This is a genomic window from Actinoplanes solisilvae (assembly GCF_003999975.1).
GTDB classification, from domain to species: Bacteria; Actinomycetota; Actinomycetes; order Mycobacteriales; family Micromonosporaceae; genus Actinoplanes; species Actinoplanes solisilvae.
The window spans coordinates 62405-85840 of sequence record NZ_RJAC01000018.1 but is presented as its reverse complement, the minus strand read 5'-3'; the positions used below and the strand labels follow the sequence as shown (position 1 = coordinate 85840).

The window sequence follows — 23436 nt, the reverse complement described above, 5'->3', positions numbered from 1 at the left end:
CCGGGTTACGCCTCCCGGGCATGTCATCTCCGATCGTCCTTCTGCACGGGCTCACCTTCGACCGGCGGCACTGGGACCCGCTGATCCGGGAGCTCTCGGCGGCCGAGCCGGACCGCAAGGTTCTCGCGCTGGACCTGCCCGGCCATGGCGATGCCCCACGCCGGTCGTCGTACCACCTGGAGGAGGTCGCCGAGGTCGTCCACGGCCAGATCCTCGCGGCGGGCCTGGCCGAGCCGCCAACCGTCGTGGGTCACTCCGTGGGAGGGGTGATCGCGACGGTCTACGCCGCTCGCAACCCCACCCGCGCGGTCGTGAACCTGGACCAGTACCTGCTGCCGGGCCCGTTCGGCGACCTGGTGCGGTCGTTGGAGCCGGAGCTGCGCGGCCCGGGATGGCGGGCGGTCTGGGATCGGATGACGGCCGGAATGGGCATCGAGTCGCTGCGCGGTGAAGCCCGGGAGATCGTCGAGACCGCCACCGATCCGCGGCCTGACCTGCTGCTGGGCTACTGGGACGAGGTCATTCACGGCACGGACGAGCGGATCGCCGCCGATCGCCGGGCCGACCTGCGGGCGATCGCCGAGCGAGGCGCCGGCTATCGGTGGGTCACCGCTGCGGTGCCGCCGGCCCCCTACGTGGCCTGGCTTAAGGAGGCCCTGCCGACCAGCGTCGTCACGGTGCTGCCCGGCGGTCATCTCATGCCGCTCGAGCATCCGGCCGAGCTGGCCCGGCTGCTGTCCGACCAGAACTGACCGCTCCCGCGGCGGTTGCTGAGGACGACGTTCCGGCAGCATGCCGCGGGCCCGCCGGGTCAGGAGGTGGGGAAGTCGGCTCCCCGGGAGAGCGCTTCGGAGGCGCGGACATCGTGGAGGGTCGCCTCCAGCGTGGCGACAACGGCGTCGAACCCGCCGCTGCCGAGGACCAGGCGGTGGGGAGGCTTCTCCTGAGCCATGGCCGCGATCACCGCGCGAGCCCCGCGGCGCGGGTCACCGGGCTGGTTGCCGTTCTGTTCGATCATGGCGGCCCGGACCTTCTCGAGGACCGGCAGGTATTCCGGGATGGTCTCCTCGACGGTCTCGCCGGCGAAACCGGTGTAGGCGCGGGTGCGGAAGGCGCCCGGCTCGACTGCCATCACCCGGATGCCCAACGGCTCGACCTCTTCGCGCAGCACCTCGGTCGTGGCTTCGAGGGCGTACTTGGAAGCGCTGTAATAGCCGAAGCCCTCGATGCCGCGCATCCCGGCGACGGAGGACATGTTGATGATCCATCCGCTGCCGCGTGCGCGCATCCCGGGCAGGGCGGCGCGAAGGACCGTCAGGACAGCGAAGTAGTTCAGCTCGAACATGCGCCGGACGTCGGCGTCGGCCATGCCCTCGATCGACCCGAACCAGCCGCGGCCGGCGTTGTTGACCAGCACGTCGATCCCGCCGAAGTGCTCCTCGGCAGTGCGAACGGCCGCTTCGACGAGCTTCGGATCAGTGACGTCCAGGGGAAGAACCAAGACCCGATCCCCGTACGGCTTCGCCCACGACGCCAGTTCGTCGGGGCGTCTCGCGGTCAGTGCCACGCGGTCGCCGTTCTCCAAAGCGGCCTCGGCATAGGCCATGCCGAACCCGCCGGGTGTGCCGCCAGTGATGAACCAGGTGTTCATGTCGGTGCTCGATCCTTGCGTCAGAAGACGGTTTCTCGGCCGGCTTCCCGCGAGGGCAGCCGGACCTGGACAACGGTTGACCTTCTCCTCGGGGGAGGGTCAAGGATTGCGACTGTGACCCTGCTCGCGGGCCGCTGAACGTTGCCGGGCCGTGGTTTCGTCGACCGCTCAAATTCCGGCCGAACTGATCTGTGTCGTCGCCCACGTCATCGGCGCTGCTCACCGACATGATCGATCGGATAGCATGCAATATATTGCACATCGCAACCTAGGGAGACGGAAGACATGACGGCAGAGGTTTTCTCACTGCAGCCGGCCGGACGCTCGCTTCAGGAGACCGCGGCCCAGCTCCAGTCGGCCGGACCGGCCGTACGGGTTGAGCTGCCGGGCGGCATCGCGGCCTGGTCGGTGACGAGACACGACGTACTGAGGCGGCTGACCGAGGACGACCGGATCTCCCGCGACGCCGGGCAGCATTGGCCCGGTCTGGACAGCGTGCCGCCCGGCTGGCCGCTCGCCCCGTTCCTGATCTCGCCGACGGTCCTCAACGCGTACGGGTCGGATCATCGGCGGCTGCGCGGGATCATGGAGCTCGCCTTCACGCCGGATCGGGTCGAGGTGTTGAGCGCCAACCTGAAGAGGCGACTGCCGGCCCTTCTGGCCGCCCTCGGAACGCCCGGCTCGGCGGAGATCGTCGACGTCCGGGCGAGCTTCGCCCAGGTGATCGCCGTCGAGACGCTGTGCGACCTGTTCGGAGTGCCGGTCGAGGAATGGCCGGAGGCGAGGACGGCGATGCTCGACCTGCTGACCCCCTCCGGCGACGCGGAAGTCGCCGCCCGGCAGCTCGACGGAGCGATGTATTTCTTCGCCGCGCTCATCTCGAGCAAGGAGCGCGCCCCCGGCGCCGACATGGCGACCGTCCTTGCCCAGGCCGCAGACCTGACCGCCGACGAACGTGTGCTCGCGCTGGCCGTCACCGTCGCCGGAGGCGTACCGGCCACCGCGGACCTCATCACGAACGCGGTCCTGGACCTCCTCAACCATCGCGATCAGCTGTCCGCCGTCCTCGCGGGGGCCGTTCGGTGGTCGGCCGTCGTCGAGGAGACGCTGCGTTTCGACGCTCCCGTGCAGAACATGCCGCTGAGATACGCCGTCGAGGACATCGACCTCGGCGAGGGCGTCGTGATCCGTCAGGGTGATCCGGTTCTCATGGGCTTCGGCGCCGGCGGCCGCGATCCCCGGCTGCACGGACCGGCGGCGGACACGTTCGACGTCCATCGTCCCGACAAGACCCACCTGGCGTTCGGTCACGGAGTGCACTACTGCATCGGCGCGCCGCTCGGCCGCCTGGAGGCCGAGGCCGCTCTGCCGGCGTTGTTCGCCCACTTCCCCGACCTCGACCTGGCCAAGCCGGCCGACAGCCTCCAGCCGATCCCCACGTTCATCTTCAACGGCAAGACAGACCTTCCCGTACGCCTCTGAGGCGCCGGCGATTGTCCCTCCGATGCGGTCCCGACGATGATGAAGCGCCGTCCCCGGCGTAGGAGGTTGGGCTCGTGCCTGTCGGTGACGACGAAAAAGCGGGGCGCTGGCAGGCGCTCGAGCTTTTCGGCGGACTCGGGAAACAGGCCGAGCGGGGATTGGTGTATCGCAATCTCGGACAGGTCAGCTTCGCCCAGGGCGACTATCACGACTCGATCGCCTATTGCGAGCGCGCTCTGCGCTTGTCGGAGTCGCTGGCGGATCGGCCCGGCCAGGTTCCGGTGCTGTGTCGTCTCGCCGACGCGTACGCGCGTCTCGGAAAGCACGGCGGCGAGCTGCAGTTCTCCTCGGTGCCGAAGTGAGCGTAGGGCCCGCTCTTGCTGATGCCGACGTGGTCGACGCTTAGGTGCACAGGTAGTCATCTCGCTATTAGACGATTGTTTATGAAAACGATTATCGTTTTGCTCCTGAGGGACAGGAGTGGGAACGATGAAGAATCGGCAACGCATAACGTGGTTCGCGGCGGCTGCCGCGGCCGTCACGGTGCTGGCCGGCTGCGGGTCGGGCACCGACTCGGGCAGCGCGTCCGCGGCGTCCGGCGGCACGAAGCTCGCGGTGGTCGCCACGACCCCCGAGGTGGCCGACTTCGTCCGCAACATCGGCGGGTCCGACGTGGCGGTCACGCAGATCATCAAGCCGAACGTGGATCCGCACGAGTTCGAGCCGACGCCGGCCGACATTCAGGCGATCGGTTCGGCCAAGGTCGTGGTCAAGAGCGGCGTCGGGCTCGAGGCGTGGCTGGACCGCACCGTCGAGGCCGCGGGCTTCCAGGGCGCCGTGGTCGATTCGAGCCAGGGCGTGAAACTACGCGAGGGCGGCCACGAAGAGGGAGAGGGCGAGGAACACGCCGAGGAGCACGACCCGCACATCTGGCACAACCCGCAGAACGCCAAGATCATGGTGACAAACATCGAGAAGGGCCTGGCCACCGCTGACCCGGCCAAGGCCGACACGTTCGCGAAGAACCTGGGCACCTACTCGGCCGAGTTGGACAGGCTGGACGCTGACAACGAGGCGGCGTACGCGAAACTGCCGGTTGCCGACCGCAAGCTGGTCACGAACCATGACGCGTTCGGCTACTACGTCGACCGTTACAAGCTGCAGTTCGTCGGGTCGGTCATTCCCAGCCTCGACACGTCAGCCGAGCTGTCGGCGCAGCAGCTCAGCGACCTCGTCGCGAAGATCAAGGCGACCGGTACGAAGGCCATTTTCACCGAGAGCTCGCTGCCGCCCAAGAGCGCGGAGGCCATCGCTCAGCAGGCCGGCGTCAAGGTGATCGGCGGGGACGACGCGCTGTTCGGCGACAGCCTCGGAGCGCCCGGTACGCCGGAGGGTACCTACCTGGGTGCCGAGCGGCACAACACCCAGGTCATCGTCTCGGCGCTGGGCGGCTGACATGACCGGCCCGGCCCTGCGGTACGACGGTGTCAGCGTCGGCTATCAGGGCACCGCCGTGCTGACCCACGTCGACCTCGACGTGCGTGCGGGACAGCGGCTGGCCCTGGTGGGACCGAACGGGGCCGGGAAGTCGACCCTCATCAAATCGGTGCTCGGGCTGGTACCCGTGCTGGCCGGGCAAGCCTCGGTGCTGGGGGCGGACCCGTCGGCGGCTCGTGGCCAGGCCGGCTACGTGCCGCAGACCGACACGCTGGACGCTGACTTCCCGGTCAGCGTCCGGCAGGTCGTCATGATGGGCCGCTACCGGCGGATCGGCTGGTGGCGTCCGGCCCGGGCCGCCGATCGGAGGGCGGTCGCCGAAGCCCTCGACCGGGTCGGACTGGCCGACCGGGCCGGGCACCGTTTCGGCACGTTGTCAGGCGGTCAGCGGCAGCGGGTCCTGCTGGCCCGCGCGATCGCCTCCGAGCCCCGGCTGCTGCTGCTCGACGAGCCGTTCAACGGTGTCGACGCGGTCAGCCAGGACGAGATCGTACGAGTGTTGCGCGAGCTCAGCGCGGGCGGCGCCGCACTGGTGATCAGCACCCACGACCTCGGGGTGGCCCGTGATCTGGCCGATGTGGTGTGCCTGCTCAACGGACGGCAGTGGGCCGTCGGCGCGCCGTCCGAGGTGCTCACGGCCGAGAAACTGCGCATGACGTACGGGGGTCACGTGGTCGACGTCGCCGACGGGCAGATGATGCTGGTGGAGCCGTGATCGCGCCGTTCGAACTGCCGTTCATGGCCCGGGCCCTGGCCGAGATCGCGCTGCTCGCGGTGATCTGCGGCCCGGTCAGCGTGTTCGTCTACGCCCGCCGTCTCGCGTTCGTCTCCGACGCGATGACGCACACCGTGTTCCCGGGTGTCGTCATCGGTTTCGTCGCCGGGGGACTGGAAGGGCTCGTCGTCGGGGCGCTGGTCGCGGGCCTGCTGACGGCGGTGGTGCTGACGTTGCTGACCCGCGGCGGCCGCGTTTCCGATGACGCGGCGACGGCCGTGGTGCTCACCGCGATGTTCTCGATCGGCGTCGTGCTGGTCTCGCGCCGCACCTCGTACACCTCTGATCTGACCGCCTTCTTGTTCGGTCGTCTGCTGACCGTGACAGCTGACCAACTCGTCGAGACCGCGGTGCTGGCCGGCGTGGTCCTGGTCGCCCTGCTCATCGGCGCCCGCGCGCTGCTGTTCCGTACGTTCGATCCGGCTGGGGCGGCGGCCGCCGGATTCCGCGTCGGCTGGCTCGACTTGTGGCTCAACGTGCTGGTGGCGTTGGTTGTGGTCGCGTCGGTGCGCGCCGTCGGAACGATCCTCGTCGTCGCTTTGCTGATCGTCCCGGCCGCGGCGGCCCGCATGGTCACCGACCGGCTGGCCGTGATGGCGGTCGTCGGCACGGTTCTGATCATCGGCGCGGGCTACGCGGGGCTGCTCGTGAGCTGGACCGCCTCGCTGCACTACGGCGTGGCGCTGACCTCGGCGTCCTCGGTGGTGCTGCTGCTGGTGGCCGCCTACCTGTTGCTGATTCCCGTACGTCTTTTGCGCGCCCGACGGCAACGCCGGGTGCCGTCCGCGCGAAGGAGTTCCGTTCATGAGCTGGTGGGATGACGCCCTGCACCGGGCCGTGGCCGAGGTCGTGCTCGCCGGGGCGCTGGCCGGACTGATCGGCGTGCACGTGGTGGTGCGCCGGCTGTCGTTCTTCACGATGGCGCTGACCCACGCCACGTTCCCCGGCATCGTGCTGGCCTCGATCATCGGCGTCAACATCATGCTCGGCGGTGTCGTCGCCGGCGGAATCGTCGCCGTCGGCGTGGTCGCCCTGACGCGTCGCCGGGGCCAGGACGCGTCGGCGGCCACGGGGGTGCTGCTCTCGGCCGGGTTCGCGCTCGGCGCCGCGCTCGTCGCCACCCAGAGCGGCTTCAGCCGGGACCTGTCGTCGTTCCTGGTCGGGTCGATCCTGACCGTCGGTACACAGGACCTGGTCGTCACGGCGGTGGTGCTAGTCGTCGTCGCCGTCGGGTTGACCGTCGGCGCCCGGCCTCTGCTGCAGATCGGCTTCGACCGGTCCGGTGCGCAGGCGGCAGGGCTGGCGATCGGCCGCTGGGATCTGCTTCTGCTGCTCACCATTCAGGTCGTCGTGGTCACGATGGTGCCGGCCGTGGGCACGATCCTGGCGGTGTCGCTGATCGTCGCACCCGCGGCGGCCGCGCGGCTGTGGTCCGACCGGTTGCCCGTCGTCACAGCGCTGTCGATCGTCTTCGCCGTGGGCAGCGGCCTCGTCGGCTTGTGGATCTCGAGCCGCTGGAACGTCGCGGCCGGCGCGAGCATCTCGCTGACCGCGACGGCCGTGCTGGCCGCCTCCTGGCTGCCGGCCCGGCTGCGGACGGCCGTCGTCCGGCTTCCGGTGGCGCCTGCCGGTCGGGCGTGACGGTGGTCAGCCCGGCCACATTGGCCAGGGCGGCGGAGGCGTTGCGGGGCATGGCCTACGAGCACCGGTTGCACGTCCTGATCCTGCTGCGCGCCGGGGAGGCCACGCCCACGGCGCTGGCCGAGGTTGTGCCGGTGCATGTGACGGCGCTGTCGCATCATCTGCGCCATCTCGTCGACGCGGGTCTGGTCCGTCGGCGGCGCCGAGGGCGGCAGGTGTTCTACTCGCTGCCGGATGAGGCGACCGTCCGGCTGGTCGACGAAGTGCTGCGGTTCGTGCGGGACGCCCCACGGGCGTGAGGCGTCCCGCGCCGGCCTACTTCGGGCTACGACACCGCTCCCTCGGAGAGGGCGTCCTCGAGGGGAAAGAGGCCGGTGAAGGGGTCGGGCAGGGCCTGCTGCCGGTCGGTTCCCTCGGCGAGCTCGGCGTCGGTGACCAGGCAGTGCCGCAGGGTCGCGGTCATCGCGTCGACGTCGAGGTTGAAACCGACGAATGACAGGACGGTGGTGCGGTCGCCGTAGTAGGGGTCCCACGCGGCGTCGGCGGCCAGGCGGCGCATGTCGCTCGCCTCGTCCCAGCGTTCGCGGGGCAGGGCGGCGAGCCAGTGGCCGAGGTTGCCGAAGGTCAGCCCGCCGCCGGCCGATTCCCACCCGATCGCCGTGTCCGGCTGGGTGGCGATCCACAGCAGACCGCGGCTGCGCAACGCCTCGCTCGTCAGGTCGTCGAGGGCGTCGTGCAGACGTTGCGGGTGGAACGGGCGGCGGCTGCGGAACAGCATCGCGTTGACGCCGTTGTCGCCGGCCGGGTCGTGGACGCCGACCGGGTAGCCCTCCAGCGCGCGGCCCAGCATGCCCGGCACCTCCGGGTTGTGCCGGCCGGTGCGCAGCAGCCGGCGGGCCAGGGCGGTGCAGTCGATCGCAGGATTGTCGCCGACGCGGACGTGTGCCGCCCACGGGGCGAGCCGGTGCAGCAGCGCGGTGAGGCGGTCGCGTTCCACGGCGTCCGCGTCCGGGGCGCTCCAGACGACGATCGTGTCGGCGAACTCGATCTGGCGGCTGACCACGTCGGCCACGGTGCGGTGGTCGTTGTCGGCCGCGTGCCGGCCGCGATCACGCAGGTCGTCGGTCGTGATCAGGTCGTCGAGGAGGCTGGCCGCCTCGACAACGGTGACGTACGAGTCGAAGCGTACGGCGTCGGTGACGGCGACCCCGTCGACGCTCGACACCGCGCAGGCGGCGGCAACGGCTTCGGGCTCGACGGCCGGGGGAAGGGCCAGGAGTAGCTCGCGGCCGGGGTGGCGGCGGCTCAGCCGGACCAGCGTGGGGATGACGTCCTCGCGCAGTGTGCAGGACACGCAACCGTGGACCAGTTCGGTGACCTCGTCCTCGAGGACCTCGTCCCGCGTGCGGGCGGTGCGCCGGACGAGGCCGTCGCGGACGTGGGTGAGGTCGTGCGTGATGAGGATCAGCGACGGGTCGGTCACGAGCAGGCTGCGAGCTACGGCGTCGGTGGCCGGCGCCGTGAATCCGGCGAGCACGGTCACGGCGGAACGAGGATCGGTCATGTCCCCATCTTGTTGGAAATGATTTTCATTGTAAAGTGGCGGGCATGTCTTTCGTCTGTGACGTGACCGGCAAGAAGCCGGCCTTCGGCAACAACGTGTCCCACTCCCATCGGCGTACGCGTCGCCGCTGGAACCCGAACGTGCAGCGCCGGCGCTACTTCGTGCCCGCCGAGGGCCGGTACGTGCGCCTGAACGTCAGCACCACCGGAATCAAGATCATCGACCGGGACGGCATCACCGCGGTCGTCGCCCGGCTCCGCGCTCGAGGAGTGCAGCTCTGATGACCCGCACCACTGACGTACGCCCGATCGTGAAACTGCGAAGCACGGCGGGCACCGGCACCACCTATGTCACCCGCAAGAACCGTCGCAACAACCCCGACCGGCTGGTGCTGCGCAAGTACGACCCCGCGCTGCGTCGGCACGTCGAGTTCCGGGAGGAGCGCTGATGGCCCGCCGTTGCCTGATCGAGCGCGAGAAGCGCCGCGCCGAGCTCAGCGTGCGCTACTTCGACGAGCGCCGCGAACTCAAGCAGACCATCGCCTCGCCGGAGGCCACACCGGAGGCCCGTGCGGCCGCTTTCCGGCGGCTGGCGGCCCTGCCTCGCGATTCGAGTCCGGTGCGCCGGCGCAACCGCGACATGGTGGACGGACGGCCGAGGGGAGTGCTCAGCCGCTTCGGGCTGTCCCGCATCCGGTTCCGCGAGATGGCCCACGAAGGCCAATTGCCCGGCGTCGCGAAGGCGTCCCGGTGACGCACTAGCATCGGTGTCTCGATCCGATGGCGGGCGGAGAACCAGCATTGGCGGGCAGGGGTCAGATCGTCAGCCTCGGCATAGCCCTGGGCGCGGCCGCCTTGCTGCTGGGCGCGCCCAAGCCCGAGGAACCGCCACCGCCACCACCATCGGTCGCGCTGGCCTGGCCGGCGGCGCAGAAGGCCACGATCACGGCCGACTTGCCGGACGGGACCGCCTATGAGCCGTTGGTGTTCCTTGATGCCCGGACGTCGATCGGGTCCGCGCCGAGCCGGGACGAGAAGTTCCTGCGCCTGGTGAAGCGCGGCCCCGGTGACACCGTACGGGAGCTCAGACGTCTGCCGCTCGCGCAGAACCCGTCATTTCTGAGTCCGGCCGTCTCTGGTGACACCGTGGTCTGGGCCGAGAACACGAGCGCCGGCCAAGAGATGTGGGCCGCTGATTCGCGCACCGGCCGGCAGATTCGCAAGCTGACCGCCGACACCGGCGACTCGCGTTTCTATCAGTCACAGTACGACCTGGTCGTCGCCGGCGAGCGTGTCCACTGGGTCGCCGCCGAGCCCTCGTCGGGCACCGAGATCCGGTCGGTGGCTCTGACCGGCGGCCCCGTCGAGGTGCGTACGGTGCCCGGGAACTGGGCGCTGACGGACTGGCCCTGGATGGTCGACGGGCTGGCCGACATGGCGGGCGCCGGGCGGATGCGCAACCTGGTGACCGGCGAGGAACGGCCGATGCCCCTGACCCGCCGCGGCACGACCGCCTGCACCCCGCTGTGGTGCCGGGCCGTGTCGCTCGACGCCGACGGCTACCCGAAGATCGAGATCGTGCGGACCGACGGGACCGACCGCCAACAGGTTGCCCGGAGGACGGCCCGCACGATCATCAGCGATGTGGCCGTGCTCGGCCGGTTCGAGGTGTACTCCCAAGTCACCGCGGCGTCCGAGCTGACCGGACGCGACGAGCTGCTGATCTTCGACATCGAGACGAATCGCCACGTACGAGCCAGCCCGGAGGCGGGCGACGTCCGGTATCGCAACGGTGTCCTGTGGTGGTCGGCCGGCACCGCGAACTCTTTCGTCCGCCACGTGCTCGACCTGCGCACCGTTTGAAAGTGGTCACATATCCAATTGCGCATTCGTGAATTCGTTTCACCGCGATTCTTTCACCGCATCGCCGAGAGATAACCTTCCTCTCATTGTGTGCGCGGGGCCGAAAAGGTGGACCCGCAGGAGGAACGTTTCGTTGAGCTGGTTCCCGGAAAATCACCGGCCGCGGCATGGGGTGTCCGCGACCCATTCGCATCGGCACGCGCCCGCCGGTCCTTCGTCGCGGCATACGCGCCGGCTCCTCGTCGCCGTCCTCGGGCCGATCGCGCTCGCCACCCTGATCGCCATGATCGTGCTGTGGCCAGGACAGGTGGCGCCGCCCGGCTCCGCGCAAGACGCGCGCGCCCTGGGAACGGTCGTGTCGGTCACCGAGCGGCAATGCCCGCCGGCGGGCACACGCGACGGACCCGCGCGGTGCGGGCAGGCCGACGTAAGGATCACCGACGGCACCGGAACGGGAACGACCACGACGGTCGACCTGCCCCAGGGCCCGGGCGCCCCGGTCGTGCGCGTCGGCGACGACATCGTGTTGCTGCACGCGCCGGACGCCGTGCCCGGAGGCCGCGCCTACACGGTCGTCGACCAGCAGCGGGCCATGCCGATGATCTGGATGCTGGTCCTGGCCGTCGCCGTGATTCTGCTCTTCGGCCGATGGCGCGGGCTCACCTCGCTGGCCGGCCTCGCGATCAGCTTCGCGGTCCTGCTTCTGTTCATCATCCCGGCGATCGTTCAGGGTGAGTCGCCGCTGCTCGTGGCCGTGGTCGGCGCCTCCGCGATCATGTTCGCCGCCCTCTATCTGACGCACGGGGTGAACGTCCACACGTCGGTGGCCGTCGCCGGAACGGTGGCGAGTCTGGTGCTCACCGGCGTTCTCGGCGTGGTGTTCACGGCGGCGATGCACCTCACCGGCATCGCGGGCGACGACGACTCGTACCTGTCGGTTGTTCAGGGCAACATCGACATGCGCGGTCTTCTGCTCGCCGGGATCATCATCGGGGCGCTCGGGGTTCTCGACGACGTCACCGTCACCCAGGCGGCCACCGTCGCCGAACTGGCCCGCGACGGCAGCGGGAGCCGGCTCGAGGTCTACCGCGCGGCGATCCGGATCGGCCGCGCGCACGTCGCCTCCGCCGTGAATACGATCGTGCTGGCGTACGCGGGTGGCTCCTTGCCTCTGCTGCTAATCGTCGCCACCGGCGCCCAGCCGATCTCCCAGGTTCTGACCAGCGAATACCTGGCCCAGGAGATCCTGCGTGGCGCGGTCGGGACCATCGGGCTGGTCGCCTCCGTGCCGATCACGACCGCGCTGGCCGCCCTCGTGGCGGGCCGCGGTCCGAGGGGTGAGCGAGCGCACAGCACTCTGCGAGCCGCTCCTTGAACCCCGTATGAGGGCGGGCCGTCGTATGGTCATGGAGTTTCGGGAAGTTGTGCGCAAGCGCCGGATGATCAGGTCCTTCAGCGACGAACCAGTCGATTCCGCCGCCGTGCGGCGCATCCTGGATCTCGCTCGCCGAGGGCCGAGCGGCGGCTTCAGCCAGGGCGTCGAGTTCGTCGTCGTGCTCGACCCGGAGACTCGGCACCGGATCGCCGCCCCGGCGGACGAGGTGTTCGAGATCTCCGGGCACCACAATTTCATCGCCCAGGCCCCGGTGCAGATCGTGATCTGCGTCAGCCCGGAGATCTACAAGGCGCGATACCGCGAGCCCGACAAGATGAAGGTCCGCGAGGGCCTCGACGACGACACGCTGTGGGTCGTTCCCTACTGGTACACCGATGCCGGTGCCGCGATGAACCTGGTGATGCTGGCCGCGGTCGACGAGGGACTGTCGGCGGCGTTCGTCGGCGGCGACGCGGACCTGCTGCACGACCTGCTGGGCATCCCGGAGGACTTCATCCCCATCGGCATCGCGCTGCTGGGGCACGCGGCCCCGGACGCCGACCGGTTCGGTGACGTCAGCGGAGAACCCCGCAAGCGCCGGCCGTACGACGACGTCGTCCACCAGGAACGCTGGTAGTCACGAGACCCGCTCGAACCGCACCTTGCTCAGGAATCCGGGCAGGTCGCTGAGCACGTAGAGCTCGCCGTGCACGTCGACGCCGAACGCGGTCGGCTGGGTCGGGAAGCGGCCGATCGTGGCGGACTCGTAGCCGCCCCTGGGTTGGGGGCGCACGGCAAAGGCGAGGGTCGAGCAGTAGTCGCTGGCGATGTAGGTTCCCCACGCCTCGGGGGTACGGGATCCGCGGTACACGACGCCACCGGTGACCGAGCAGCTCTCCGTCATGAAGTGCTCGTACTCGAAGACCGGGTCGGTGTAACGGCCGCCGGGCCGGCACTGCTGCGGGTCGAAGACCGGGGTGCCCTCGCGGCACGACCAGCCGAGGTTCGCGCCGCGCTGCGACGGGCGGATGTGGTTGATCTCCTCGACCAGGCCCTGGCCGACGTCGCCGATCCACAGTGAGTTGTCGACGTCGACGGAGAAGCGCCACGGGTTGCGCAGGCCGTAGAGCCAGATCTCCGGTCGCGCGCCCGGCATGCGGACGAACGGGTTGTCGGCCGGGACGCAGTAGGGTTTCGCCGCGCAGGTGCGGTTCACGTCGATCCGTACGATCTTGCCGAGCAGGGTGCCGAGGTCCTGGCCGGCCTTGAACGGGTCGTTCGCGTGGCCGCCGTCGCCCAGCGACCAGTAGAGGTAGCCGTCGCGGCCGAACGCGACCTGTCCGCCGTTGTGGTTGCCGTATTCGGAGTGTTGCTGGGTCAGGAGCACCTGCAGACGGTCGGGGGCGCCGAGGGGAACTCGCGCCAGGGTCAGTTCGCCGGCGGGCAGGCTCGTGTAGGCGACGTAGAGGATCCCGGTGCGGGCGAAGTTCGGCGCGGGGGTGATGCCGAGCAGGCCGCGCTCGTTGTCCGACGTGTCGATGCGGGCGGTCAGGTCGAGCACCGGGTCGGCCGCCAACCCGGTGTCGGGGTGGTAGGCGCGGACGGTGCCGTCCTTCTCCGCTATCAGCATCCGCCCGTCCGGGACGCCGGTGATCGCGATCGGGCGCCGCAGGCCGAAGGCCACCTGTTCGGTTGCCACGGTCAGCTCGGTGAGGGGCACCGCGTGGGTGCGGGGCGCGCCGGCCACTGGCGCCGTGGGGAAAAGGACCGCTGACAGGGCCAGGATGAGCAGACCGGCCAGCGTGATGACCGGGCGGCGATGCCGTTGCGACATGTCTCAGCTCCTCGAGCCGGAGTGGGGGACGCAAGCGAACTGGGAGCGCTCCCAGAATACATCGACTTCCAGCGATGTCTACCCGTGGGCCGGCGTGGCCGTGCCGGTGTTGTGTAAACGGTCGCGGCCCGGGTAGTCGCCTCGCTCAGCTCACTGTGGTGGATCGGAGGCGGCATGACCCACGCGCACGATCGGCTCGATGACGAGGACACAGAGCTCGACGAGGAAGAGGCCGAGCAGGTCGAGGCGGTCCGGCCGCCGGACCTCAACCAGGAGTCGAACCGGTCGGCGACCCGATTGGAGCTGTTCTTCGATCTGGCGTTCGTGCTGTTCGTGGCGCGCTGCGCGGACGTGTTGGCGAAGGACGAGAGCTGGCACGGTGCGCTGGTATTCGCCGCGGTCCTGACGGTCGGCTGGTGGGCGTGGGCCAGCACCACCCTGTACGCCAACCGGTTCGACACCGACGACGCCGTGTTCCGGCTGCTCACGCTGGCCGCTATGGCGGGCGTGGTGGCGATGGCGGCCGCCGTGGACAAGATCGACGGACCGGCCGGGCGGTGGTTCGCTCTCGGCTACGTCGTCATCCGGGTCGCGTTGATCGCGGGTTACGCAAGGGCGTGGCGACACGTGCCGGAAGCCCGCTCGACCGTACGGCTCTACCTGATCGGGCACTCGCTCGGCGCCGGCATCTGGCTGATCTCGCTGGCCGTCCCGACGCCCGCCCGGTACTGGCTGTGGGGTGCCGGCGTGCTGGTGGACGTGGTGTGGCCGACCGCCGCGGCCCGCTTGAAGGACGCCGTACCGCTGCATCTGGAGCATCTGCCCGAACGCTTCGGACTGTTCGTCATCCTGGTGCTGGGGGAGTCTGTCGCGGCGGTCGTCACGGGGGTGCACGACGGCGGCTGGAAGGCGGCCGTGCTGGTCGTGGCCGCCCTGGCCCTGGTGGTGGCCGCGGCGCTCTGGTGGATCTACTTCGACCTGTCCGGCGGAGCCGCGAAGCGCCGGCTCGTCAAGGAGGGCGAGGAGGTCACCAAGCACGGCGTCCACGACTTCTACGTGTACGTGCACCTGCCACTGGCGGTGTCGCTGGCCGCTGTGGCGGTGGGGCTGGAACACGCGGTGCTGCACGGTGCCGACCCGCACCTGGCCGGAGGAACCCGCTGGGTGCTCGGCATCGCCACCGCGGGTTATCTGCTCAGCGCCGCCGTCATGCAGGCGCAGCTGGGTCATCAGGTGCGGGGGACATTGCTGTGGCCCGGCGCCGGGGTGCCGCTGGTGCTGGTGATCGTCCTGCTCGGCCTCTCCCCGGTGGCCACGGTCGGTCTCCTCGCCGCGGTGCTGGTCGGTGGCGTTCTGGCCGGATTCCAGCTGCACCGCGCCGGTGAGGTTCGGACCGCCAAGGTGTAGGGCCGTCGGCGCGATCGCGCATTTCGGCGGCGGCACCAACGGGAAGATCGCCGTCGCCTGACCGGGACGGGGTGGTCCGTGCCGGCATGATGGTCGGGGTGTTCGCCGGCGACATGACGGTCCCGGCCACCAGCGCCGCCGCGAAGGCCGGCCGGAGCACGAAGAAACGGCGGTAGCATCGAGCACGTGCGGCGGCCGATCGTCAGCCGGCGATGACTTGGATCGCACGGGCGCGACGACCACGAGAGTGGGCTGTAGTGAGCATCCACTTGTCCAGGGGAGGCACGCTGCGGCGGGTCGTGCTCAGTTGCGACGTCGCGGGTTGCCCGGTGCAGTCGGAGCCGCCGCCGATCGAAGCCTGGCGCAGCGACGCGGACGCCCTGTCCTGGGCTCGTGATCACGCTGCCGGCTGGACGTCAGACCCGGTCCGGCGTACCGACTACTGCCCCGATCATGCCCGGTTCAGCGAGGCCCCGGCGGCCGGTCACGCACCGCCCCGGCCGACGGCGTCCGTCCGGGACAGTTTCGGCAACCCGCTCGACCGCGACGAATACTCCGAGCGTCTTCGGGGGCGACTCGGTGACGCGGACGGGTTCGGGGTTCAGGCGCGAACGTTGACGGCGGCGCAGGCCGCGGTGGCGGCCCGGCTGCTGGAGGAGCTGGCCGGCGTCTACCGGGGGGAGAGCCTGGGCGCGCTGGCCCACGAGCTCTCCGCGTTGATCGACAACCGCCTCCGCGATGTTCACTGAGGTCGAGAGCCCGTGACCGGGACGTGCGCGCACGTGGTCCGTTTCGGGTGACGGGTGCGCGGGGACTACAGGACATCGAGTTGAACGGATGTCGGAGGTTCTTCCATGAGCGACAACGAGCACGACGTCAATCGCAGCGCCCGCAGCGGACAGTTCGTCAAGGACAGCACGGTCGAGCGTGAGCCGAGCACCACGACCACTGAGCACGTCGGAGGCGACAAGAGCGACGAGGACCGCGAGGTCCATCGCAGCGCGAGCACCGGCAAGTTCGTCAAGGAGGCCACCGTCGAGCGGCACCCCGACACGACCGAGACCCAGCAGGTCTGACAACGGATCGGGCCCGGCCGAGGCCGAGCCCGATCGACCGGGAGAGCGGCCCGCCGGCCGAACCAGCCGGGCGGGCCGCTCCTCATTGTCACGGTGGCGGACGTTGGTGGTCGATGATGTCGTCGGTCGTCTCCTCCTTCGGTCGTGCTGATGTCTGATCGAGGGCCGCGGTGCCCGGTGACGGCGTCGAACGCGTGGGCGGGTCCGGTGGCCGCGCGGGTTCGGGCGGATCGGGCCAGGAGGCGGCGATGAGGTCGTCGAACTCCGCCTGAACCAGGTCGGGGTCGCTGCTGACGAGCTCGGCGAACGCCTCGTCGAATCCGTGGTCCCACTCAGGGGACAACGCGGTCCGGGCCCGCACCACGAGGTTGTCGATCATTTTTGGTCACCACCCGTCGTGGTGAGCGGACGAGAAAGCCGTCCGTCAGCCGGTAATGACCTTCTGCTCGCCGCTCTGGCCGGCTGCCACGGCGACCTTGCGCGGCTTGGCCTTCTCGGCGATCGGAATGCGAAGCACCAGGACCCCGTTCTCGTACGCCGCGTCGATGCGTTCGGTGTCGAGCGCGTCGCCGAGGAACAGCTGGCGGGAGAACACGCCCAGGGGTCGCTCGGTCAACTGGGTCACGGCCTGCTCGCCCAGGTCGATGGGGCGGCGCTCGGCGCGCACGGTCAGGACGTTGCGTTCCACGTCGATGTCGATGCTGTCGGCGCTCACGCCGGGCAGGTCGAACGCGATCACGAACTCGTCGCCGTTGCGGATGGCGTCGACCGGCATCGTCGTCGGGCGGGTCCAGGTTCCGGCCGACGCGGCGCCGAAGAGCTGCTGGGCGAGCCGGTTGACCTCGGTGAAGGGTTCGCTGCGCATCAACATGTTGCACCTCCTGCGGTCTCGACTTGGCTGGTCAATGCGCGTAAGGTTTTTCTAACACGTCATCGCGCAGATGACAAGAACTTTGTCGTCTCACAGATGACATTTTCGGTACGCAGTCAGGGGGCCCCGCATGACCGACGAGCGCGACCTGGCCGCCGTCGCGGCCGCACTCGCCGGCACCGCCGACGCGGTCAGGCGGAACGAGCCGGTCAGCCCGGCCGACCTGCTCGACGCCCTGGTCCTGCTGCGCCGGGCACAGGCCGAGCTGACCGCCCTCGAACCGGTGCTGATCGCCGCGGCCCGCGCCGCCGGCGTGTCGTGGGCGAGTCTCGCCCCCGTGCTCGGCGTGTCCAGCCGCCAGGCCGCCGAACGCCGATACCTGCGCGGAACCACGGCCGGTGCGGGCGCCACCCAGGACGCGCGCGTCCAGGCGGAACGCGATCGCCGCGCCGCGAACCGCGCCGTCACCCGGTGGGCCAACGACAACACCGCCGACCTGCGACGGCTGGCCGGGCAGGTCACCGCCCTCACCGATCTGGGCGACGCCGCCACCGAGAGCCTCGGCCGGCTGCACGACGCCCTCGGCGACGCGGACGCTTCGGCGCTTCCCGGCCTGCTCGCCGACACCCGACGGCATCTTCCCCGGCATCCGAAGCTGTCCGCCCAGATCGACGCGGTCACCGAGCAGACCGCCGAGATCCGGCGGCGACCCGCCCGTCAGCACCTAGAGGAGCCAGGCGGCGCAGGCTCCGAATGACCACGGGCCTATCCGAGTGCGGCAACCCCGATGGGCGACGCGATGAGCCCGGCGGCCCGGTTGTACCTGTCGCGCAGGATGCGTACTTCCAGAGCGTCCTGGTCGGCGCGCGGTCCCGGGTACGCAGCGGCAACTCGGGGTGACCTTGAGTTACCGGTGGTTCGGAGGTTGACTCAGCCCTTGGCCGGTCCCAGGAAAGAGGACTTCATGAAGTTCCTTCTCACGTCGTCGGGCATTCGAAACCCGAGCATCTCCGGCGCGCTCGTCGACCTGCTCGGAAAACCGATCGCCGAGTCCACGGCCCTGTTCGTCCCCACCGGCGTCCACCCCTTCCCGGGCGGGGGTGAGATGGCGTGGAAGGCGATGCACGGCCGGGCTTCGACCCCGCTCAGTCAGCTCGGCTGGAAGTCGCTGGGGATGCTGGAACTCACCGCGCTGCCGACCATTCGGGACGAGAACTGGGTCCCCGCGGTCAGGGAGGCCGATGCTCTACTCGTCTGGGGCGGCGATGTGCTCTACCTGACCTACTGGCTGCGCAAGTCAGGTCTGGCCGACCTGCTGCCGTCATTGACCGACACGGTTTATGTCGGGGTCAGCGCCGGAAGCATCGCCGTCACTCCGTACAACTGCGACTTTGAATTCGACCTGGGTTTCGTGCCGGACGGCAGTGACCTGGCCGAGGGCGGCGATCGGGCGCTGGGGCTGGTCGACTTCACGTTGTACCCGCACCTCAATCACCCGGACATGGAAGACACCAGGCTGTCCAACATCGAGAAGTGGGCCTCCGGAATCCCGGTCCCGACCTACGCCATCGACGACGACACCGCTATCAAGGTGGTCGACGGCACGGTTGAGGTCATCTCCGAGGGCGACTGGAAACTGATCGGCTCACGGTGAGGTGTTCTCGCTGCGGCTCCAGGCATACATCACGATGAGCGTCTTCGTTCCGGAGGCCTTGCCGGTGCGGCGGATGCGGTTGACGACGCGCTGAAGGTGGTCGACGTCGCGTACGCGCAGCCGGACCAGGACGTCGGGGTCGCCGGCCAGGGTGAAGAAGTCCTGGATCTCCTCCATGTCGCGCAGGGCCTCTTCGAGTACGCCCGTTTCGGTGTCGCCGGTCAGCCGGATCTCGACGAAGGCCGTCAGGTCGCCGGCCGCCCGGTCGTCGATGACGGTGACGTAGCGCCGAATCACCCCATGGCGCTCGAGCCGTTCGAGGCGGCGGCTGACCGAGGCCGGCGACAGGTTCACGGCCCGGGCCAGCTCGCTCGCCGGGGTTCGGGCGCTGTCGCGGAGCAGGTCGAGCAGCCGCCGGTCGACGTCGTCGAGAACGGCTCTTCTGGGGGCGTTCGATTCGTGCGCGTCCACGTAACGATTATGCGGGTCTGGCCCAGACGATACATAGATCGTTGCGTGCCACGCGCGGATCCTGCCGGACTGTTGCGGCACGAAGGGGCGGGGGCGGAGAGTATCCGGCAAACCGGCACGAGGAAGGCACCCCGGACATGACAGTGACCCACCGACCGCAGATCAGTACGCCGCCCGACGAAGCGGCGTTGCGTGCGGTGGCCGACCGGGTGCGGTGGCTGTCGACCTCGATCGTCGACGCGGCCAACCACGGCCGGCCGAACACCAGCGGCATCAAGGTCGGCGGGCATCAGGCGTCGAGCGCGTCGATGGTCGACATCATGGTGTCGCTCTGGTTCGCCGAGCTGACCCGCCACGACCGCGTCTCTGTGAAGCCGCACGCGTCGCCGGTGCTGCACGCCATCAACTATCTGCTGGGCGACCTCGACCCGAAATATCTGAGCACCTTGCGGGCCAAGGGCGGCCTGCAGTCGTACCCGAGCCGGTTGAAGGACCCGGACACCGTCGACTTCTCCACCGGTTCGGTCGGGATCGGCGCGACCGCGGCGCTGTGGGCGGCTGTCTCGCACCGCTATCTGGCCGGGCATTTCCCGTCGCCGCCGCCCGCCGGTCGTTTCATCAGCCTGCTCGGCGACGCGGAACTCGACGAGGGCGCCATCTGGGAGGCTGTCGCCGACCCGTCGGTGGCCCGGCTCGGCGAGATCCTGTGGATCGTCGACCTGAACCGGCAATCGCTCGACCGCGTCGTTCCCGACATCCAGATCGACCGGCTGGCCGGCATGTTCAGCGCGGCCGGCTGGCAGGTGATCACGCTCAAGTGGGGGCGGACGATCAGCGCGCTGTTCGAGCGGCCGGGCGGCGCCGAGCTGCGGGCCCGGCTCGAGGCCATGCCCAACGAGGAATATCAGCGGATGCTGCGCGTCGACGCCGGGCGGGTCGCCGACTGGATCATCGGGGACACCGGCTCGGAGCAGCTGCGTGTCCTCGTACGGTCGATTCCCGAGGCTGACCTCGCGGTGGCGGTGCGGGACCTCGGGGGCCACGACGTCGGGCTGTTGCTGGAGACCTACGACGAGGTCGAGGACAGCCGGCCGACGATCGTGTTCGCCTACACGGTCAAGGGGCGTGGCCTGCCGATCGAGGGGCACCCCAACAACCACTCGGCGCTGCTCACCGACGCGCAGATGACGGCCCTGGCCGAGTCGGTCGGCGCCGACCGCGCCGACCCGTGGCGTACGTTCGACGCGGGCTCGCCGGCCGCCGAGCTGTGCGAGCAGCGGGCCGCCGACCTCAAGCGCACCCCGGTGCAGATGCGTCCGGTCGACAACCTTCCCACCTCATTGACGCGTACGTATCGTTCGGCGATCTCGACTCAGGGCGTACTCGGGAAGTTCCTGGCCGACCTCGTGCGGGAGGCACCGGCCGCCGCCTCGCGTGTGGTGACGTGCAGCCCGGACGTCGCCTCGTCGACCAACCTGGGCGGGTGGATCAACAAGACCGGCGTCTGGTCGGTCGCCGACCGGCGCGACTGGTTCGCCGACGACCCCGAGCGCGTGCTGAAGTGGGCCGAGGCGCCGACCGGCCAGCACATCGAGCTCGGCATCGCCGAGGTCAACCTGGTCGGCCTGCTGGGCGAGCTCGGGGCGACCTGGTCGCGGTGGGGCGAGCGGCTCATCCCGATCGCGACGCTGTACGACCCGTTCATCAGCCGCGCGCTCGAACCCTGGTCGTACGGGATCTACGCCGGCGGCCAGTCGATCATCGTGGGCACGCCGTCCGGTGTCACGCTCGCGCCCGAGGGCGGTGCGCATCAGTCGATCACGACGCCGTCGATCGGCCTGGAACAGCCGGGCTGCGTGGCCTGGGAACCGGCGTTCGCGCAGGACCTGGAGTGGTGCCTGCTGGAGGCGATGCGCCACGTCGGCGTGCCCGGCGGCACCTCGGCGTACTTCCGCCTGTCGACCCGGCCGATCGATCCGGCCCTGGCCGCGGTTCCCGACGACGAGGTGCTGCGCGAACGGCGCCGGCGGCAGGTGGTCGCCGGCGGCTACCGGCTGACCGACCACGCGCCCGGTACCGAGCAGGTGACCCTGGTCGGCGTCGGCGCGATGATGCCCGAGGTCATCGCGGCCGCGAACCACCTGAGCGGGCTGGGGGTGACCGCCGGGGTGGTCTGCCTGACCAGCCCCGACCTGGTCTTCTCGTCGGCGCAGGGCCGGGGCGGCGACATCGCGCGGGTGCTGTTCCCCGACGCGCAGCCGGCCCCGCTGGTCACCGTCCTCGACGGGCACCCGCACACGCTCGCCTTCCTGGCCGGGCTGCGCGGCGACCGCACCCGCAACCTCGGCGTCACCGAGTTCGGCCAGTCCTCCGACCTCGAGGACGCCCACCGCCTGCACGGCATCGACGCGGTGTCCATCGTCGACGCCGCCCTCACCCTGACCGGACGCTGATCGGGTCGTCACGTGCGCGGGTGAACCAGGCCGTTGTCGTAGGCGAAGATGACGGCCTGGATGCGGTCGCGGGCCCCGATCTTGAACAGGACGCGGCCGACGTGCTTCTTCACCGTCGACTCGGTCAGCGTGAAGCGTTGGGCGATCTCGGTGTTGGTGGCGCCCTGACCGATCGCCTCGAGCACCTCTCGCTCGCGTTCGCTCAGCGTGTTCAGGCGGGGATCGACCGACGTGTCCGGCGCCGAATCCTGCAGGTAGGCGTCCATCAGCTTGCGGGTCAGGCTGGGAGCCACCACCGAGTCGCCGTCGGCCACGGCGCGGATGCCGGCGATCAGTTCCTCGGGCCGGGCGTCCTTGAGCAGGAAGCCGCTCGCCCCGGCGCGCAACCCGGCGTAGACATATTCGTCGAGATCGAAGGTGGTCAGGATCAGGACGTGGGTGCGTGATCCGGCCGCGGTGATCCGGCGGGTCGCCTCAATGCCGTCCATGCCGGGCATGCGGACGTCCATCAGCACCACGTCGGGGTGGGTCTGGCCCGCCATCCGCACCGCCTCGGCGCCGTTCGAGGCCTCGCCGACCACGACCATCCCGGGCGTGCCGTCGAGCAGCATCTTGAACCCCATGCGCTGCAGCGGCTGGTCGTCGGCGATCAGCACGGTTGTCATGCGGGCTCCTTGAGGACGACGTCGACGACCCAGCCGCGCTCGGCCGGGCCGGCGGTCACCACCCCGCCGTACATGGCGGCGCGTTCGCGCATGCCGAGCAGGCCGTGACTCGGGGCGGCCGGTGCGCCGCGGCCGTTGTCGCGCACTCGAACCCGTACCTCTCCGCCGGTGACACTGAGACTCACGTCAGCGATCGCGCCGGGTCCCGCGTGTTTGAGGATGTTGGTGAGCGCCTCCTGGACGATGCGGTAGACCGCGAGCTGCAGCCCCTTGCCGAGAGCGTGGAGCTCACCGGAGGTCGAGTAGGTCACCGGCAACCCGGCCGCCCGTACGCTCGGCAGCAGCCGGTCGAGATCGTCGATGCCCGGCTGCGGCCGTAGTTCCGGATCAGCGTCCTCCTCGCGCAGCACGCCCAGCACCCGCCGCAGCTCCGCGAGCGCCTGCCGGCCGGTCTCGCCGATCAGCCGCAGCGGCTCGGCGGTCTGCTCCTGCCGCGACCGGGCGAGGGCGGCGCTCCCGTCGGCCAGGCCGACCATCACCGACACGTGGTGGCCGACGATGTCGTGCATCTCGCGGGCCACCCGGGCTCGCTCGTCGGCCACGGCGAGACGGGCCCGCTGATCCCGCTCGACCTCCAGACGGGCGGCGCGGTCCTCCAGAGCGATGAGGTACGCCCGGCGGGTGCGCACCGCGACCCCGGAGGCGATCGCGGCCACCGCCGTGCCCAGCGCCAGCAGCGACGTAAGGGTGCGGTTCGGCGTCTCCGGCTCGAACAGGTAGATCTGGGTGAGCAGCAGCGCCACCGTGAGCCCGGAGGCCCAGGCCAGCGACCGCCACGTACCTCGGGAGGCCACGCCGAAAAGCAGCACCAGCAGGACCACCCCGGCGCCGACGCTGACGTCGAGCCAGCCCAGGATCGCGTCGACGGCCCCCGCGACCAGGAACGCCGGGAACGGGTACCGCCGCCGCCAGTACAGCGGCGGCAGCAGCACCAGGGTCGCGAGGGTGGCCGGCAGGGGCTTCTCGATGATGTTCGGGATGCTGAAGAGCACGATCGGAACGGCCACCAGGGTGTCCATGACCCACGGGTGGCGCCGGTCGAACGCCCGCAGCCAGGCCTGCCGGTCCACGAGCCATCCCTGCGCGCTCATCGCCCGA

General features: G+C 70.0%; 28 protein-coding genes. 20 read left to right on the top strand and 8 right to left on the bottom strand.

Going from position 1 to position 23436, the window contains the following annotated elements; all coding sequences use genetic code 11:
* The first annotated feature begins 20 nt into the window (after window positions 1–20).
* Window positions 21–752 (top strand): alpha/beta fold hydrolase, encoded by a 732-nt coding sequence (locus EER30_RS33545; protein ID WP_127504690.1) that lies wholly within the window; start codon window positions 21–23, stop codon window positions 750–752.
* Between the two features lie 59 nt (window positions 753–811).
* Here EER30_RS33545 and EER30_RS33540 read toward each other — a convergent pair whose 3' ends face one another.
* Window positions 812–1651: an SDR family NAD(P)-dependent oxidoreductase gene (locus EER30_RS33540; protein WP_127504689.1), complete on the bottom strand. Its 840-nt coding sequence runs from the start codon at window positions 1649–1651 to the stop codon at window positions 812–814.
* Window positions 1652–1936: 285 nt separating this feature from the next.
* Between EER30_RS33540 and EER30_RS33535 the strand changes: the two genes are divergently transcribed.
* The 7 genes from EER30_RS33535 (at window position 1937) to EER30_RS33505 (ending at window position 7345) form a co-directional block, all read left to right on the top strand.
* Window positions 1937–3133, top strand: a complete 1197-nt coding sequence (locus tag EER30_RS33535; protein WP_127504688.1) for a cytochrome P450 — start codon at window positions 1937–1939, stop codon at window positions 3131–3133.
* Between the two features lie 74 nt (window positions 3134–3207).
* On the top strand, window positions 3208–3495 hold the full coding sequence (locus tag EER30_RS33530; RefSeq protein WP_127504687.1) for a tetratricopeptide repeat protein: 288 nt from the start codon (window positions 3208–3210) through the stop codon (window positions 3493–3495).
* A 127-nt stretch (window positions 3496–3622) separates the two neighbouring features.
* Entirely contained in the window at window positions 3623–4588 is a 966-nt protein-coding gene (locus tag EER30_RS33525) for a metal ABC transporter substrate-binding protein (RefSeq protein WP_127504686.1), read from the top strand.
* 1 nt (window position 4589) lies between these two features.
* Window positions 4590–5345 carry a metal ABC transporter ATP-binding protein gene (locus EER30_RS33520; RefSeq protein ID WP_127504685.1) on the top strand — a complete coding sequence of 252 codons (756 nt, stop codon included), beginning with the start codon at window positions 4590–4592 and terminating at the stop codon, window positions 5343–5345.
* Window positions 5342–6226, top strand: a complete 885-nt coding sequence (locus EER30_RS33515; RefSeq protein ID WP_127504684.1) for a metal ABC transporter permease — start codon at window positions 5342–5344, stop codon at window positions 6224–6226. Before EER30_RS33520 ends, EER30_RS33515 begins: the two co-directional genes overlap by 4 nt.
* On the top strand, window positions 6210–7046 hold the full coding sequence (locus EER30_RS33510; RefSeq protein WP_127504683.1) for a metal ABC transporter permease: 837 nt from the start codon (window positions 6210–6212) through the stop codon (window positions 7044–7046). The genes EER30_RS33515 and EER30_RS33510 overlap by 17 nt, the downstream gene beginning before the upstream one ends.
* Window positions 7043–7345: an ArsR/SmtB family transcription factor gene (locus EER30_RS33505; RefSeq protein WP_240670458.1), complete on the top strand. Its 303-nt coding sequence runs from the start codon at window positions 7043–7045 to the stop codon at window positions 7343–7345. The genes EER30_RS33510 and EER30_RS33505 overlap by 4 nt, the downstream gene beginning before the upstream one ends.
* Window positions 7346–7371: 26 nt before the next feature.
* On the opposite strand, the gene EER30_RS33500 is transcribed toward EER30_RS33505, so the two are convergent.
* A complete protein-coding gene (locus EER30_RS33500) occupies window positions 7372–8610 on the bottom strand; it encodes a CobW family GTP-binding protein (protein WP_127504682.1) in 1239 nt (412 codons plus the stop codon).
* A 44-nt stretch (window positions 8611–8654) separates the two neighbouring features.
* On the opposite strand from EER30_RS33500, the gene rpmB reads away from it, so the two are divergent.
* The 6 genes from rpmB (at window position 8655) to EER30_RS33470 (ending at window position 12484) form a co-directional block, all read left to right on the top strand.
* Entirely contained in the window at window positions 8655–8891 is a 237-nt protein-coding gene (rpmB, locus tag EER30_RS33495; protein WP_127504681.1) for a 50S ribosomal protein L28, read from the top strand.
* Window positions 8891–9058 carry a 50S ribosomal protein L33 gene (gene rpmG / locus EER30_RS33490; protein ID WP_127504680.1) on the top strand — a complete coding sequence of 56 codons (168 nt, stop codon included), beginning with the start codon at window positions 8891–8893 and terminating at the stop codon, window positions 9056–9058. Before rpmB ends, rpmG begins: the two co-directional genes overlap by 1 nt.
* A complete protein-coding gene (gene rpsN / locus EER30_RS33485; protein ID WP_127504679.1) occupies window positions 9058–9363 on the top strand; it encodes a 30S ribosomal protein S14 in 306 nt (101 codons plus the stop codon). Before rpmG ends, rpsN begins: the two co-directional genes overlap by 1 nt.
* Before the next feature lie 47 nt (window positions 9364–9410).
* Window positions 9411–10472, top strand: coding sequence for a hypothetical protein (locus tag EER30_RS33480; RefSeq protein WP_127504678.1), 1062 nt, complete (start codon window positions 9411–9413; stop codon window positions 10470–10472).
* A gap of 283 nt (window positions 10473–10755) precedes the next feature.
* Window positions 10756–11847 carry a YibE/F family protein gene (locus EER30_RS33475; RefSeq protein ID WP_127504677.1) on the top strand — a complete coding sequence of 364 codons (1092 nt, stop codon included), beginning with the start codon at window positions 10756–10758 and terminating at the stop codon, window positions 11845–11847.
* A 31-nt stretch (window positions 11848–11878) separates the two neighbouring features.
* Window positions 11879–12484 carry a nitroreductase family protein gene (locus tag EER30_RS33470; RefSeq protein ID WP_164842563.1) on the top strand — a complete coding sequence of 202 codons (606 nt, stop codon included), beginning with the start codon at window positions 11879–11881 and terminating at the stop codon, window positions 12482–12484.
* On the opposite strand, the gene EER30_RS33465 is transcribed toward EER30_RS33470, so the two are convergent.
* Complete coding sequence (locus EER30_RS33465; protein ID WP_127504675.1) at window positions 12485–13681, bottom strand: PQQ-dependent sugar dehydrogenase; 1197 nt, start codon at window positions 13679–13681, stop codon at window positions 12485–12487. It abuts the gene before it with no gap.
* 174 nt (window positions 13682–13855) lie between these two features.
* On the opposite strand from EER30_RS33465, the gene EER30_RS33460 reads away from it, so the two are divergent.
* From EER30_RS33460 to EER30_RS33450, 3 genes are all read left to right on the top strand, one after another.
* Window positions 13856–15088 carry a low temperature requirement protein A gene (locus tag EER30_RS33460; RefSeq protein WP_127504674.1) on the top strand — a complete coding sequence of 411 codons (1233 nt, stop codon included), beginning with the start codon at window positions 13856–13858 and terminating at the stop codon, window positions 15086–15088.
* 269 nt (window positions 15089–15357) lie between these two features.
* On the top strand, window positions 15358–15837 hold the full coding sequence (locus tag EER30_RS33455; RefSeq protein ID WP_127504673.1) for a hypothetical protein: 480 nt from the start codon (window positions 15358–15360) through the stop codon (window positions 15835–15837).
* A gap of 105 nt (window positions 15838–15942) precedes the next feature.
* A complete protein-coding gene (locus EER30_RS33450; RefSeq protein WP_127504672.1) occupies window positions 15943–16164 on the top strand; it encodes a hypothetical protein in 222 nt (73 codons plus the stop codon).
* A gap of 88 nt (window positions 16165–16252) precedes the next feature.
* Here the strand turns inward: EER30_RS33450 and EER30_RS33445 are convergent, their stop codons facing one another.
* Complete coding sequence (locus EER30_RS33445) at window positions 16253–16543, bottom strand: hypothetical protein (protein ID WP_127504671.1); 291 nt, start codon at window positions 16541–16543, stop codon at window positions 16253–16255.
* 45 nt (window positions 16544–16588) lie between these two features.
* Entirely contained in the window at window positions 16589–17035 is a 447-nt protein-coding gene (locus tag EER30_RS33440; RefSeq protein WP_127504670.1) for an Hsp20/alpha crystallin family protein, read from the bottom strand.
* A gap of 130 nt (window positions 17036–17165) precedes the next feature.
* On the opposite strand from EER30_RS33440, the gene EER30_RS33435 reads away from it, so the two are divergent.
* A complete protein-coding gene (locus EER30_RS33435) occupies window positions 17166–17792 on the top strand; it encodes a type III effector protein (RefSeq protein ID WP_127504669.1) in 627 nt (208 codons plus the stop codon).
* A gap of 207 nt (window positions 17793–17999) precedes the next feature.
* On the top strand, window positions 18000–18689 hold the full coding sequence (locus EER30_RS33430; protein WP_127504668.1) for a Type 1 glutamine amidotransferase-like domain-containing protein: 690 nt from the start codon (window positions 18000–18002) through the stop codon (window positions 18687–18689).
* On the opposite strand, the gene EER30_RS33425 is transcribed toward EER30_RS33430, so the two are convergent.
* Complete coding sequence (locus tag EER30_RS33425) at window positions 18681–19160, bottom strand: Lrp/AsnC family transcriptional regulator (protein ID WP_127504667.1); 480 nt, start codon at window positions 19158–19160, stop codon at window positions 18681–18683. The genes EER30_RS33430 and EER30_RS33425 overlap by 9 nt on opposite strands.
* Window positions 19161–19297: 137 nt before the next feature.
* Here EER30_RS33425 and EER30_RS33420 point away from each other — a divergent pair, with 137 nt between their 5' ends.
* Complete coding sequence (locus EER30_RS33420; protein ID WP_127504666.1) at window positions 19298–21613, top strand: transketolase-like TK C-terminal-containing protein; 2316 nt, start codon at window positions 19298–19300, stop codon at window positions 21611–21613.
* 8 nt (window positions 21614–21621) lie between these two features.
* Here the strand turns inward: EER30_RS33420 and EER30_RS33415 are convergent, their stop codons facing one another.
* Both EER30_RS33415 and EER30_RS33410 read right to left on the bottom strand, forming a co-directional pair.
* Complete coding sequence (locus tag EER30_RS33415; RefSeq protein ID WP_127504665.1) at window positions 21622–22278, bottom strand: response regulator; 657 nt, start codon at window positions 22276–22278, stop codon at window positions 21622–21624.
* Window positions 22275–23429 carry a sensor histidine kinase gene (locus EER30_RS33410; protein ID WP_127504664.1) on the bottom strand — a complete coding sequence of 385 codons (1155 nt, stop codon included), beginning with the start codon at window positions 23427–23429 and terminating at the stop codon, window positions 22275–22277. The genes EER30_RS33415 and EER30_RS33410 overlap by 4 nt, the downstream gene beginning before the upstream one ends.
* Between the last annotated feature and the right edge of the window lie 7 nt (window positions 23430–23436).

Bases quoted from the DNA above. Each gene is read 5' to 3' on its own strand.
- EER30_RS33545 (WP_127504690.1), top strand. From the start codon at position 21: ATGTCATCTCCGATCGTCCTTCTGCACGGGCTCACCTTCGACCGGCGG.
- EER30_RS33540 (WP_127504689.1), bottom strand. From the start codon at position 1,651: ATGAACACCTGGTTCATCACTGGCGGCACACCCGGCGGGTTCGGCATG.
- EER30_RS33535 (WP_127504688.1), top strand. From the start codon at position 1,937: ATGACGGCAGAGGTTTTCTCACTGCAGCCGGCCGGACGCTCGCTTCAG.
- EER30_RS33525 (WP_127504686.1), top strand. From the start codon at position 3,623: ATGAAGAATCGGCAACGCATAACGTGGTTCGCGGCGGCTGCCGCGGCC.
- EER30_RS33520 (WP_127504685.1), top strand. From the start codon at position 4,590: ATGACCGGCCCGGCCCTGCGGTACGACGGTGTCAGCGTCGGCTATCAG.
- EER30_RS33510 (WP_127504683.1), top strand. From the start codon at position 6,210: ATGAGCTGGTGGGATGACGCCCTGCACCGGGCCGTGGCCGAGGTCGTG.
- EER30_RS33500 (WP_127504682.1), bottom strand. From the start codon at position 8,610: ATGACCGATCCTCGTTCCGCCGTGACCGTGCTCGCCGGATTCACGGCG.
- rpmB (WP_127504681.1), top strand. From the start codon at position 8,655: ATGTCTTTCGTCTGTGACGTGACCGGCAAGAAGCCGGCCTTCGGCAAC.
- rpmG (WP_127504680.1), top strand. From the start codon at position 8,891: ATGACCCGCACCACTGACGTACGCCCGATCGTGAAACTGCGAAGCACG.
- rpsN (WP_127504679.1), top strand. From the start codon at position 9,058: ATGGCCCGCCGTTGCCTGATCGAGCGCGAGAAGCGCCGCGCCGAGCTC.
- EER30_RS33475 (WP_127504677.1), top strand. From the start codon at position 10,756: ATGATCGTGCTGTGGCCAGGACAGGTGGCGCCGCCCGGCTCCGCGCAA.
- EER30_RS33470 (WP_164842563.1), top strand. From the start codon at position 11,879: ATGGAGTTTCGGGAAGTTGTGCGCAAGCGCCGGATGATCAGGTCCTTC.
- EER30_RS33465 (WP_127504675.1), bottom strand. From the start codon at position 13,681: ATGTCGCAACGGCATCGCCGCCCGGTCATCACGCTGGCCGGTCTGCTC.
- EER30_RS33460 (WP_127504674.1), top strand. From the start codon at position 13,856: ATGACCCACGCGCACGATCGGCTCGATGACGAGGACACAGAGCTCGAC.
- EER30_RS33450 (WP_127504672.1), top strand. From the start codon at position 15,943: ATGAGCGACAACGAGCACGACGTCAATCGCAGCGCCCGCAGCGGACAG.
- EER30_RS33445 (WP_127504671.1), bottom strand. From the start codon at position 16,543: ATGATCGACAACCTCGTGGTGCGGGCCCGGACCGCGTTGTCCCCTGAG.
- EER30_RS33440 (WP_127504670.1), bottom strand. From the start codon at position 17,035: ATGTTGATGCGCAGCGAACCCTTCACCGAGGTCAACCGGCTCGCCCAG.
- EER30_RS33435 (WP_127504669.1), top strand. From the start codon at position 17,166: ATGACCGACGAGCGCGACCTGGCCGCCGTCGCGGCCGCACTCGCCGGC.
- EER30_RS33430 (WP_127504668.1), top strand. From the start codon at position 18,000: ATGAAGTTCCTTCTCACGTCGTCGGGCATTCGAAACCCGAGCATCTCC.
- EER30_RS33420 (WP_127504666.1), top strand. From the start codon at position 19,298: ATGACAGTGACCCACCGACCGCAGATCAGTACGCCGCCCGACGAAGCG.
- EER30_RS33415 (WP_127504665.1), bottom strand. From the start codon at position 22,278: ATGACAACCGTGCTGATCGCCGACGACCAGCCGCTGCAGCGCATGGGG.
- EER30_RS33410 (WP_127504664.1), bottom strand. From the start codon at position 23,429: ATGAGCGCGCAGGGATGGCTCGTGGACCGGCAGGCCTGGCTGCGGGCG.